This is a genomic window from Spiroplasma sp. ald, from assembly GCF_044714355.1.
In the GTDB taxonomy this organism is placed as follows: Bacteria; Bacillota_I; Bacilli_A; order Mycoplasmatales; family Mycoplasmataceae; genus Spiroplasma; species Spiroplasma phoeniceum.
This window is the reverse complement of record NZ_RXFY01000022.1, coordinates 1-12,830: the sequence shown is the minus strand read 5'-3', so window position 1 is coordinate 12,830 and position 12,830 is coordinate 1. Positions and strand designations below refer to the sequence as shown.

At 26.8% G+C, this 12,830-nt stretch carries 12 protein-coding genes; 7 read left to right on the top strand and 5 right to left on the bottom strand.

Annotation, left to right across the window (positions count from 1 at the left end; translation table 4 throughout):
• Positions 1-249 precede the first annotated feature (249 nt).
• The gene (locus EHU54_RS02120; protein ID WP_400248693.1) at positions 250-366 is read left to right on the top strand and encodes a hypothetical protein; all 117 of its coding nucleotides are present in this window, start codon (positions 250-252) and stop codon (positions 364-366) included.
• Between the two features lie 12 nt (positions 367-378).
• Here EHU54_RS02120 and EHU54_RS02115 read toward each other — a convergent pair whose 3' ends face one another.
• The 5 genes from EHU54_RS02115 to EHU54_RS02095 form a co-directional block, all read right to left on the bottom strand.
• Positions 379-573 carry a hypothetical protein gene (locus EHU54_RS02115; protein WP_114565330.1) on the bottom strand — a complete coding sequence of 65 codons (195 nt, stop codon included), beginning with the start codon at positions 571-573 and terminating at the stop codon, positions 379-381.
• Positions 567-2,114 carry a sodium-dependent transporter gene (locus tag EHU54_RS02110; RefSeq protein ID WP_400248689.1) on the bottom strand — a complete coding sequence of 516 codons (1,548 nt, stop codon included), beginning with the start codon at positions 2,112-2,114 and terminating at the stop codon, positions 567-569. Before EHU54_RS02110 ends, EHU54_RS02115 begins: the two co-directional genes overlap by 7 nt.
• Before the next feature lie 57 nt (positions 2,115-2,171).
• Positions 2,172-3,827, bottom strand: coding sequence for a hypothetical protein (locus EHU54_RS02105; RefSeq protein ID WP_400248688.1), 1,656 nt, complete (start codon positions 3,825-3,827; stop codon positions 2,172-2,174).
• Positions 3,828-3,951: 124 nt separating this feature from the next.
• The gene (locus EHU54_RS02100; RefSeq protein WP_400248687.1) at positions 3,952-4,473 is read right to left on the bottom strand and encodes a methylated-DNA--[protein]-cysteine S-methyltransferase; all 522 of its coding nucleotides are present in this window, start codon (positions 4,471-4,473) and stop codon (positions 3,952-3,954) included.
• Positions 4,474-4,731: 258 nt separating this feature from the next.
• On the bottom strand, positions 4,732-4,956 hold the full coding sequence (locus EHU54_RS02095; RefSeq protein WP_400248691.1) for a spiralin repeat-containing protein: 225 nt from the start codon (positions 4,954-4,956) through the stop codon (positions 4,732-4,734).
• A 715-nt stretch (positions 4,957-5,671) separates the two neighbouring features.
• Here EHU54_RS02095 and gap point away from each other — a divergent pair.
• From gap to EHU54_RS02065, 6 genes are all read left to right on the top strand, one after another.
• Entirely contained in the window at positions 5,672-6,670 is a 999-nt protein-coding gene (gap, locus tag EHU54_RS02090; protein ID WP_400248685.1) for a type I glyceraldehyde-3-phosphate dehydrogenase, read from the top strand.
• Positions 6,671-6,859: 189 nt separating this feature from the next.
• Positions 6,860-7,315, top strand: coding sequence for a hypothetical protein (locus EHU54_RS02085; protein WP_400248684.1), 456 nt, complete (start codon positions 6,860-6,862; stop codon positions 7,313-7,315).
• A gap of 157 nt (positions 7,316-7,472) precedes the next feature.
• Complete coding sequence (gene metG / locus EHU54_RS02080) at positions 7,473-9,053, top strand: methionine--tRNA ligase (protein WP_400248683.1); 1,581 nt, start codon at positions 7,473-7,475, stop codon at positions 9,051-9,053.
• Between the two features lie 22 nt (positions 9,054-9,075).
• Entirely contained in the window at positions 9,076-10,983 is a 1,908-nt protein-coding gene (gene mnmG / locus EHU54_RS02075) for a tRNA uridine-5-carboxymethylaminomethyl(34) synthesis enzyme MnmG (protein WP_400248690.1), read from the top strand.
• Complete coding sequence (cysS, locus tag EHU54_RS02070) at positions 10,970-12,307, top strand: cysteine--tRNA ligase (protein WP_400248682.1); 1,338 nt, start codon at positions 10,970-10,972, stop codon at positions 12,305-12,307. Before mnmG ends, cysS begins: the two co-directional genes overlap by 14 nt.
• Positions 12,308-12,311: 4 nt before the next feature.
• Positions 12,312-12,758: an FAD-dependent oxidoreductase gene (locus EHU54_RS02065; protein ID WP_400248681.1), complete on the top strand. Its 447-nt coding sequence runs from the start codon at positions 12,312-12,314 to the stop codon at positions 12,756-12,758.
• Positions 12,759-12,830: the final 72 nt, after the last annotated feature.

The following is a 12,830-nucleotide window of genomic DNA, read 5'->3' as shown; positions in this document are numbered from 1 at the left end:
TTTAAAAAGTTAATAAAAGTTGTGATAAAAAGTTTCTATTTTAAGAACTTAAGATGCTGTCCTTTCTCTGAATTAATTAATAATTATGGGTTTACAAATAAAAAAACAACCCTTTAATAAGAGTTGTTTTAGCGCGTTTCGTTTTACAGTTTACATATTTTAAAATTCCAGTTAAATTTCAAAAAGAAGACAAATACCATACTAAATATTGCTTAGCTCTTTCTTGCTGCAGAAGATAATTTTTCACATATAGAATTACTTCAATCGATTGCTAAACTATTTGCAAAAAAAGAATTTTTAACTAGTATAAAAAACTGCTCATCATCAATAGAATTAATTGAAATTATCAAACAGCATGATAATTAAAAAATATTAAATTTACTTTCTTTCATTAGTTTTATGATCTAAACTTGGTTCTAAATCTTCTTCTAACTTATGTTCTAATGCTAATTTCTGATCAACTTCTAATGTATGCTGGCTACGTTGTCAATCTTTATAGATAAAAAAGCCAAAAGCAACTGCTAATAAAATTGCTAAAACTAATAAAACAACAATGGCGATGGTAACTAACATGGTTTCTGTCCTCCTTTTTCTCGTTTTATGCCATAATAACTATTCAGACTTGCAACTAGGACTGGTACAAAAATACCTAACACAAAAGCTAATACTGAGATATATCAAGCGTTTTTTGTACAACTAATAATAAAATCATAAACTGAAAAACCAACAATAACAACTAATATAAGTGGAATTAAATAATACATCATAATTTTATATAACTTATTTAATTTAATTCATGATACTTGGTTATTGTAATTAATTACAATATGTAGTTTTTTTGCATATCAAACAAAGAAAATAACTTGTGCTAAAGATACTAAAATTAAATCTAATCCTGCTACTAATAATTGAAAGGAATTAATTACCTGATATGTACTCTCAAAAACTAGTGATAAACCAACAACAATAATTGTTAAACAAATCCCACAAATTACTTTTTGATTACTAATTTCATATTGTGTTTCAATAGCATCCATAATAACTTCAACATTACCAACCGTTGTACTTAATCCGGCAATAAATAAAGCTAAAAAGAATAAAACTCCTAAGAAATTTCCAACTCCCACAACAGTATTTTGATTAATAATATGGAAAGTTTCTGGCAAAACATTAAAAACAAAAACCATTGAATCATTACCAAACTTAGTAGCAATTTGTTGTTGAAATAATAAAATATCATTTTTATCAGTAACCAAATTATTAACAATAGCTCCTGATGCACCAAAAATAAAGATTAAGTTAGTAATGGATAAAAATAAAATTCCAATTACTAATAAGTAAGCTTTTGAAACATTATCTTGATTATGTGGACCTACACCAGCAAAGCGCATCATCATTCCAATTCCTAATGATGTTGTAAAAAAAGCTAAGGAAAAAACACTACATCATGTTTGACTTTGCTTTAATTTATCTAAATTATTTGTTAAAAACAACGTTGCTAATCCTTGATGACTCCCTGGAACTGTTAAAATATAAATTGCTAAAATTAAAATAATTAAAAATAATAAGGGCATAAAAAACTTATTAACTTTTTCAATTCCCCTAATTCCAAATAATAAGACAAGACCAACTAACAAAACAACAAATAAAAAAGCTAAAAATACAATTCATTGAAAACCACCATTGTTAGTTACGCCAAAACCACCACGTTGTAAAATCTGATGATTAAAAATATTTCCATCAACATTACTAATCAAGGTAGGACTAAATTCAATTCCAATCGAAATAATAGTATAACCAACCAAAACAGCATAATAAATCGGAATAATAATCATTAAAGTTGATTGAAACCAACCCATAAAGCGACTAAAGCGAACACTTTCCTTATCAAAAATGTTAATTACACTTTTACGTCGAAGATTTCCTAAGTTAAATTCAAAAATTAATAGCGGAATTCCCACAATTAATAATGCAAAAATATATATTAAGAAAAAATAAAATCCACCATATTTATTAATATAACCAGGTAATCCTCAAATTACCCCTAATCCAATTGCTGCACCTAATGATGAAACAATAAATCCAAATTTTGTCATTTGTTTTTTACTACTCATTTTTTTCCTCCTTTATTTTTAAATAAAAAATGCAATATTGTTGCATTTTTACCATTTTTATTTCTTTTGAGATCTAATCTTACGACTAGTACCTAAAACAACGGCAATAATAATACTTGTGCAAAAAGCACCAAACATAATAATTAAAACAATTTTAATAATATTAACCTTTTGATTATAACTTGCAATATCATCATAGCCAAAAATGTTACCCATATATTGTCCTTTAATTCCTAAACTATTTACAAGATTCTTAAAATATTTTGGTGCAACATTTCGTGCTTCTTTAATCATTCCAAAGTAAGCATCAACAGCATGCCCCATCTCATGGTTCAAAGGAGAAAAAACATTTGGTGAGCTTCATCATCCAATTAAATATTCAGAAATAGTTTTTTTCTGCAAAACATTATCAAATTCTTTTGCAGAAATAACGATATAAGCCCGTTTAGTTGAAATAATACGATTTGACCATGGTAATGATTGAAAAGAATAATTTGTATAAGCTGCTGTTTGTATACTTTTTTCTAACAATGGTGCATCAGGAGAAAATAAAAATCCAGTTAAAAAATATTTAAAATTGTCACCAGTTATTGCATAAGTCATATTAAATAAATTTAAAATTTGTTCTTTAAGAAACTCCATCAGTTCATCAGTTCATTGATAATATTTTTGCATTGCTTGCACGCTATCTTTTAAGAAAATAGTGCTCCCTTTTTCATGATAATAATTATTTTCATATTCTGTTATCTTTTTTAAATCTTCATCTAACTTATCAAATGATGAATAATATTGCTGTTTACTAGTATTCATAAAATTTTCAAATTTTATAATCGCTGATTGTGATGCTAACGTATATGAATCATTCATCATATTTCCTAATTCCGTTGTTAAATCCTGCTCACCATTATTAATAATGCTATTTCGTAGAATATTTCCGTCAAAACTAACATTATTAGTTTCAATATCTTGCATTCCACTTGACTGCCACATAATTAAACTTGTTTTAAGAGCATTAAAAGTATAATTCTGTGCTCATAATTTTCTATTTTGGGGAATTAATTGTTGTAAACCAAGTTCAAAAGATGGCAAAAAATATTTTAAATCAACTGCATCAATTGGTTTAGTTGTTAAATTAGTATTATAACTAATATTTGACTTTGCAACATACTGATCAATTTTAGCACGTTGTTTTAGTAAAGAAGTAATTCGGAAACCAAAATTATCTTTTTGAAGCGGAGTATAAATATCAATAAAAAAATTATTTAAAATCTCTCAGCTTTTATTTTTCATTTCGTTTGGCATTGTCATTCATTTTAAATATGCTTCGGCAAAAAATTCTTTCCAATTTGTCATTCCATAAATACTAGTATTAATAATCGAGGCCATTAATGACATTTCAAATAATTCTTTCGTATCGATTCTCACATTATTAATATTAGTTTTAGTATTATAAATTATATCTTTATTAGTAACAATATTGTTTTCCATCATTTTTACTGTTTTGTTTTGGTCAATATTGGAAGACTTATAAATAAAATACTGTAATAAATAGCCTGAATAAATAAAATCATTTTCGTCAAGTGATGAAACTGCTGTTGGTGATAGTTTTGTAATATATCCCTTTTGATTAATAAAACTAGAAGTAGGTACAAATGTCATATTAATAGTTCCAAACACTAATAAACTACTTGCTATTGTATGAAACTTTCCCATAATTTTTTCTCCTTTTAATATATTAAAAATTTATTGTTGATAATCAACATACTAATTAAAAATAAAATTAATTGTAATAAAAACTACTTTTAACAAAGCATAAATTTAAAATAACAAATACTAATTATCAAATATTTTCTAATTGTAATAACGATGCTTTCATTTCTAACCCACTACGATAGCCACGTAAAGAATTATTTTTGCCTAAAACACGATGACAGGGAACAAGAATTGTGATGGCATTATTGCCAATTGCTGTCCCCACAGCTCGCATTGCTTGTGGATGTCCAATTTTTTGTGCAATATCAGCATAACAAGTTGTTGTTCCATATGGTATTTTAGCAACTTCTGCTCAAACCTTTTTTTGAAACAAAGTACCAGTGAAATCAAACGCTAAAGTAAAAAATGTTCGTTTTCCAATTAAATATTCCGTTAATTGCTCCATAACAAGGTTCGTTTTTCCTTCTTGATCAGCAATTAATAAAATATTTGGTCCCTTTTTCTTCAACCAAGATTCTAATTCATTAAACCCTTTGTTATTAGAAACAATAAAAGTTACACCTTGTTCAGAAACAGCAACATATAAATTTCAATTATTAACCTTTAAATTGTTATAATACCATTTAGTTAACTTTTGTTTGGCCATATCTTATAACCTCCTAATGATTGCTGTTTTTGATTAAAATAAATTATTTTGTACTTTAAGGTATTTAAATTATACTATTAATTTATGAAAAACTATTTATAATTAGCAAATTTTTTTATTTTTTATTAGTATGGAAACTATAATATAAACTGCAACAAATTAAAATTTAAAATCAAAATAATTTTTATTATAAATTATCATATGAAATAAAAAATATTAAATTTTTATCGTGTTAATCTTTTTAATAAAATGAAAATATTATTTGATAGCTTTTACATAACCCTTAAAAGCAAAATTTCCAGAAATATATTTTGAAGTGTCTTTTGCTTTAACTAAAATTATGACTTCTTGTTGCTTTGAATAATCACCTGGCTGAGCATTATTTGTAATTGTATAATCTTCAGCAGTTACTGCTTCTACTATATCTTTCACAATTTTTAGCACTTTAGCAACAAGCGTTGCTTNAATATTAATTTTTTCTAATTNATTAGACTTCTTGCATAACCTAGTTATTTTAAAATTCCTATAAAATATATTTAAAATAGAAATTATAGGAATCTAAAATTATGAAATTTGATAAATTTGATTTTATTAATGATAAAGAATTATTCCGATTAACAGGAATAAAACAAGCCACTTTTAATAAAATGTTAGATATTTTAAAGGTTGCTGAAATAGAAAAATTTAAAAAAGGTGGCAAAGCTAACAAATTATCACTAAAAAATCGATTATTTATGACTTTATCGTATTGACGAGAATATCGTACTTTTTTTCATCTTGGTAAAAGTTTTGATATTAGTGAGGCTAGTTGTTATCGCAATGTCAAATGAATTGAAGATATTTTAATTAAAAACTCTGATTTTCAACAACTTGCTGGTAAAAAAGCACTAATAAATGATTATTTTATTGATAAAACAATTATTTTNATNGNTACCGAAACTCCANTAATATAATAANACANNATTATNGTTNTNNCATTATCGTGAATCAAAAATAGAAGATTATACTACAGGTCGTTTTGGTTAAAAAGATTAAATTTATTATTTGGTTCTATTTTGCTGATAAAGTAACCTTTAATTTGGATGTTTGCTAATTTTCTTGCAAATTGACTCTATAGGTTGTAAAATATATAGTAAGTATGCAATATTTTTATTGCAGACTAAGAAGGTATTAAATATATATAGAGGAGAAAAAGTAGATGACAAAAATTGCAATTAACGGGTTTGGACGTATTGGCCGTTTAGTTTTTAGAAGATTATTTGACGAAAAAAATGTTGAAATTGTCGCAATTAACGATTTAACTGCGGCAAAAACTTTAGCAACATTATTAGAACTTGATTCAGCCCAAGGAGGATGAAAAAGAGGAAAAATTTCTTCAGAAGAAGGCGTTATTATTGTTGATGGGAAAAAAATAAATGTTTATGCCAAAAAAGATCCTGCTGAGTTACCATGAGGTAAATTAGGCATTGATGTTGTTGTTGAATCAACAGGATTCTTTGCTTATCGTGCTGGTGCTTCAAAGCACCTTACAGCCGGAGCAAAAAAAGTTTTAATCTCAGCTCCAGCGAAAGGAACCGATGTTAAAACAATTGTTTATAATGTAAACCATAAAGAAATTAAAAAAGAAGATACTATTATTTCAGGGGCAAGTTGTACAACTAACTGTTTAGCACCAATGGCAAAAGTATTAGACGAAGAATTTGGAATTGAAAAAGGATATATGACAACTGTTCATGCGGTAACAAATGATCAAAGATTGTTGGACTTAGCACATGATGATTTAAGAAGAGCACGTGCTGCTTTTTCAAATATTGTTCCAACTAAAACGGGAGCAGCAGCAGCAGTTGCATTAGTATTACCACAATTGGAAGGTCGATTTGATGGAATGGCTTTACGTGTTCCAACTATTACTGGTTCAATCGTTGACTTAGCAGTTGAATTGAAAAAAACAACAACAGTTGAAGAAATTAATAATGCAATGAAAGCAGAAGCTTCAGAAACTTTTAGTTATAATACACAACCAATTGTTTCATCAGATATTATTGGTGAAACACACGGATCAATTTTTGATGCAACATTAACAAAAATTATTGAACGTGATGGTAAACAATTAGTTAAAGTATATGCATGATATGATAATGAAATGTCATATGTATCACAAATGGTACGTACATTATTATACTTTGCGACAGTCTAATTAAAATATACAAAACACTAAAAAATATTTTAGTGTTTTTTTATTTTTCTAAAAAAATATATTTCTTATGCTATGATATTTATATAAGAATTACTCTTATAAAAATAATCTAACAAACTATAGTTAATATCCGTTTGTTTATTTACTATTGATAATGGAGGCAATTAAAGCAATTAAGGAGAGCAGAAAATGAAAAATCCTATTTTAGAAAAGCATTTTAGTAATATTCGTGATCAACTAAAATTAGTTTTAAATACAGAAAAAATTCATGACTCAACAAACCCAATCCAATTATTATATGATAATGTTCTTTTAATTTGGAACAATGGACGCGTTATTACCGATGAGGATTTTACATATCGTTTAGAATTAGCCTTGGCAGATACTTATAAAACACTGTCATTACGAATTGATTCATTATTACAAAATGCTAAAACATTAGCTTTTAGTTATTTTAAAGAAAAATTAGATATTAAAGAATGACGCGATGATTTATATGCTGATGCTGTTGAAATATTAAATGAAAAATATGCTGATAAACTAATGCAAATAGATTTTATTTATATTTCTTATCAGATGACAGAAATGTTAAATGAAGGTTTACGCAATATTTCTTCACGAAAATTACATGAAGTAACAGCATAAAAATAAGTTTTATTTATGAATAAATAGTTATGGAAATAACTATTTTATTTTAGTAATTTTCAATGACCTTAATTGTCTTTAAAAAACCATTATTTTATTGGCAAAAATGCGATATAATTTATATTGTTAAAATGTATAACAATGAGAGGGATATATTATGAGTCAAAACAAGAAATTATTTTATGTTACAACCCCAATTTATTATCCAAGTGCACAATTACATATTGGACATGCATATACTACTACATTAGCGGATATTATTAATCGTTATAAAAAAATGGCTGGTTATGAAACTTTCTTTTTAACAGGCAGCGATGAACATGGTGAAAAAATTGAAAAGAAAGCAAAAGCAGCAGGGGTAACACCATATCAATTTACAACAATGATTGTTGATAATTTTAAATTATTATGAAATAAATTAGGAATTGAATATTCAAAGTTTATTCGTACTACTGATAAAGAGCACGAAGTTGGAGTACAAAAAATTTTTAGTAAATTATATAATAATGGAGATATTTACTTAGGAGAATATGAAGGTTTATATTGTGTTAGTTGTGAAGAATTTTTAACTGAAGCACAAATTGATAAAGTAACAAACCAGTGCTTAGTTTGTGGTAATAAACCAAAAAAAGTAAAGGAAGAAACATATTTCTTTAAAGTCTCAAAATATAGTCAATTTTTAATTAATTATTATAATAATCATCAGGGTTTTATTGAACCAGAACCAAGAAAAAATGAAATGTTAAATAATTTTATTTTACCAGGCTTAACTGATTTATCTGTTACTAGAACAACTTTTTCCTGAGGAATTAAAACCTTAGAAAATGATAAACACATTATTTATGTTTGAATTGATGCATTATCAAATTATTTAACAGCATTAGGTTATTTATCAAATGATGAAACATTATTTAATAAATTTTGAAATAATGAGGATGTTGAGATTTTGCAACTATTAGGAAAAGAAATCGCTCGTTTTCACACGATTTATTGGCCAAGTACGCTAGAAAGTTTAGGGTTACGTCAGCCTAATAAACTTTTATCGCATGGTTGAATTTTATTTAAAGATACTAAAATGAGTAAATCAATTGGAAATGTTGTTGATCCATTATATTTAATTGATAAATATGGTCGAGATACATTACGGTTTTATTTAGGATATGAAATTCCAACTGAAAATGATGGTAAATTTTCTTATGAAATGTTTTTAGAATCATATAATGTTCATTTAGTTAATAATATAGGGAACTTGGTATCACGAGTAAGTAATATGATTAGTAAATATTTTAATGGTCAGTTAGTAAAACAACAACAATTGGATAATGTGCTAATTGAAAGTTGTATCCAAGCGGTGCAGAATTATCAGCAGGCAATGGATGCTTATCAAATTTCAGCAGGACTAAACATTATTTTGGAATTATGTAATAAGGCGAATAAATATATTGAAGAAAATAAACCTTGAGAGTTAGAAAAAAACGAAAAGATGGAGCAATTATATGAAACTTTAGCAAGTTTAGCTTATACTATTATTGTTAGTGCTTTTTTATTGCAGCCAGTTTTAGTTGATAATGCGCAAAAAATTGTCGATTATTTTAATGTTAATTTAACTGATTTAACATTTGAAAAAATTTTAACGCAAGAAATCATTTATAATAAAACAATAGAGAAAAAAGAAAACTTATTTAATCGTGTTAATGTAGAACAAGAATTAAAACAAATTGAAGCAGAATTAAATTAATAAAACTAGTAAAGGAGGGAGTTTAATGAAAAAATATGATGTAATTGTAATTGGTGCTGGTCATGCTGGCGTCGAAGCAAGTTTAGCTGCAGCAAGAATGAAAAAAAAGACATTATTAGTTACTTTGCATAAAGATAAAATTGCATTAATGCCATGTAATCCCTCAATTGGTGGCCCAGCTAAAGGGATTGTTGTTCGTGAAATTGATGCCATTGGTGGTGAAATGGCAAAAGCAGCTGATGCAACAGCTTTACAAATGAAATTATTAAATTCTTCACGTGGTCCTGCTGTATGAGCATTACGCGCTCAATCAGATAAGATTGAATATGCAAAATATATGCAAAAAGTAATTGAAAAGCAAGATAATTTAGATTTATATGAAGGAGTAGTTCAATCTTTATTGGTTGATGATAACAGTAATTGCTATGGAGTAATGTTAAAAGATCAAACACAATTTTTTGCAAAAAAAGTTATTTTAACAACAGGAACATATATGCAATCTTTAGTGTTACAAGGAATGACAAAAAAAGCAGAAGGACCTGATGGCGACATTACAACAGCAGGATTATCAACCCAGTTAAAACATTTAGGGTTTGAGTTATTTCGTTTAAAAACTGGTACACCAGCACGTGTTCTTAATACTTCAATTGATTATAGTAAAGCACAACCAGAACCAGGGAGTGATTTGCAACTAGCTTTTTCTTATTCAACAAAAACCTTTACACCATTACAAGAGCAAGAATTATGTTGATTAATTCATTCAACACCAAAAACACATAATATTGTGCAAAAAAAATTAACAGCATCAGCAATGTATTCTGGAAATGTAAAAGGAACAGGGCCACGTTATTGCCCAAGTTTTGAAGATAAAATTGTGCGGTTTGCTGATAAACCACGTCATCAAATTTTCTTAGAGCCAGAATCAAAGAGTTTAAATACAATTTATGTGCAAGGATTTTCAACTTCAATGCCAATTGATGTACAAGAAAAGATGCTACGTTCCTTGCCAGGATTTGAAAATGTTGAAGTTTTAAAATGAGCTTATGCAATTGAATATGATGCAATTGTACCAACACAATTAAAACATACGTTAGAAACAAAAAAAATTAAAAATTTATATACGGCGGGTCAAATTAATGGAACAAGTGGCTATGAAGAAGCTGCTTGCCAAGGTTTAATGGCTGGAATTAATGCTGTTTTAAGTATTGACCAAAAAGAACCTTTCATTTTACGTCGTGACCAAGCTTATATTGGAGTGCTAATTGATGATCTAATTACAAAAGGGACAGAAGAGCCTTACCGTTTATTAACTTCTCGTGCTGAATATCGTTTATTATTGCGCAATGATAATGCTGAAGAACGATTAAAAAATTATGCTTATCAATTTGGTTTAATTGATCAAAAAAGTTGAATTGAATATCAAAATAATGTGCAAAGTTATAATGAAATAATGCAATTGTTAAAAGAAACTTATTTTACGGCAAAATCACCATTAATTCAAAAACTAACTAAATTAGGTGTTGCCAACATTACAGAACGCATTTCTGGTTATAATTTATTAAAACGATCAAATATTGAGTTAAAATATTTAGAGGAGGAGTTACCACCGTTAAATAATTTAAAATCATTTTTAAAACAAAATTTATTAATTAATATTCGTTTTGAAGGATATATTAAAAAAGAACAAGAAATTGCTTTAAAAACAATTAAGTTGGAAAATAAATTAATTCCAGTTAATTTGAATTATGATTTGGTAGATAACTTGGCACTTGAAGCACGAGAAAAATTTAAAAAGATTAGACCAATTTCAATTGGTCAAGCGAATCGAATTTCAGGAATTAATCCAGCTGATATTCAAATGCTGTTATTTCATTTAAAAAAATGGAATTGGATGCAAATAGATAAGAGGGTGAAGTATGAAATTATATAATACTTTGACTCGTAATTTTACAGATTATAGTCAAACAAAAAAAATTAATATTTATGTTTGTGGACCAACTGTCTATAATTACATTCATATCGGTAATGCCCGTGCAATTATTACTGTTGATTTATTAGTTAGTTTTTTACAATTTCAACATATTGAGTTTAATTATATTCAAAATTACACGGATATTGATGATAAGATTATTGCTAAAGCAGCAACAGAACATAAAACTGAACAAGAAATTGCAGAATTTTATATTAAAGCTTTTGAAGAAGATGTTTTTAATTTAAATGTTAGAACACCAGCAAAGCGAGTACGAGTAACAGACCATGTTAAAGATATTATTACTTTTATTCAAAAATTAGTTAAACTTAATGCTGCATATGAAGTTAATGGTAGTGTATATTTTGATATTGCAAAATATCAAGCACAATATGGACAATTAGCTAATAAAAAAATTTCAGAATTAGAAACTAATATTCGAATTGAACATGATGCTAATAAGCATAGTCAATATGATTTTGCTTTATGAAAGCAAACAACCGAAGGAGTTTCTTTTCCCTTTTATGATCAAACGGGTAAATTATATCAAGGTCGCCCAGGTTGACATACAGAATGTGCTGTCTTAATTGATAAATTTTTTCATAAAGAAACAATTGATATTCATGCTGGCGGAATTGATTTAGTTTTTCCTCATCATGAAAATGAACGAATTCAATTTTTAGCAAAAAATAATAAGGAAATTGCAAACATTTGAATGCATAATGGGCATTTAAATGTTGCTGATAAAAAAATGAGTAAATCATTAAATAATACTATTTTAGTTCGTGATTTTATTAAATTATACGGAGCAAATACATTACGTTATTTGCTATATGCGACTAATTATACACAACCATTAAATGTAACAGAAACTTTAATTATTAGTGCACAAGGTGAAACCGAAAAGATTTTTAAAGTCTTAAAAGCAGTAAATTTATATTTAGCTGAATATAACTTAAATTATAATTTAGCACAACATGGTGACAATGTTAAGAAAGTTCTTGCTGAGTTAGCAAATAATTTAAATAGTCCAAATGTTTTAACTATTATTAGTAAAATGATTAAAATTATTAATACTCAATTACGTGATAAAAAACTTAATTTGCAACTTGCTAGTGATTTTTATAATATTATTTTTAATATTATGAATTTTAATTTTAAGTTACCAGTGATTAGTGGTGAAATTTGTAAATATTTATTAGAATGAATTAAGTCAAAAAATAATAAAGATTTTGTCAAAGCAGATGAGCTTCGTAAGGTTTTAGTAGAAAAAGATATTTTGTAACGGAATGAAACAAAAAGAAATTAATATTATTGGTGCTGGGTTAGCAGGTTGTGAAATTTCTTACCAATTAGCAAAACGTGGTTTAAAAGTAAAATTATATGAAGCAAAAACATTATTTAAAAATCCAGTTCAAAAATTAGATACATTTGCAGAATTAGTTTGTTCTAATTCTTTTCGCAGTGTTTCAAGAGAAAATGCAATTGGAATTTTAAAAGAAGAATTAAAGTTATTAAATTCTTTCATTTTAAAAACAGCTTATGATGTTCAAGTCCCTGCTGATGATGCACTTAGTGTTGACCGGGAGTTATTTTCACAAAAAGTTACAGCAACTTTAATAAAACACCCTAATATTACCATTATTTATGATGAATTTATTAAAATAGATCCAAAACAAATTACTATATATTGCTGTTGGACCATTAGTGACAACAAATTTTGCTCTTGAACTTAAAAAGTTAGTTGGTAAGAAAGCATTGTATTATATTAGACTTCTTGCATAACCTATTAAAATAATTGTAAATAT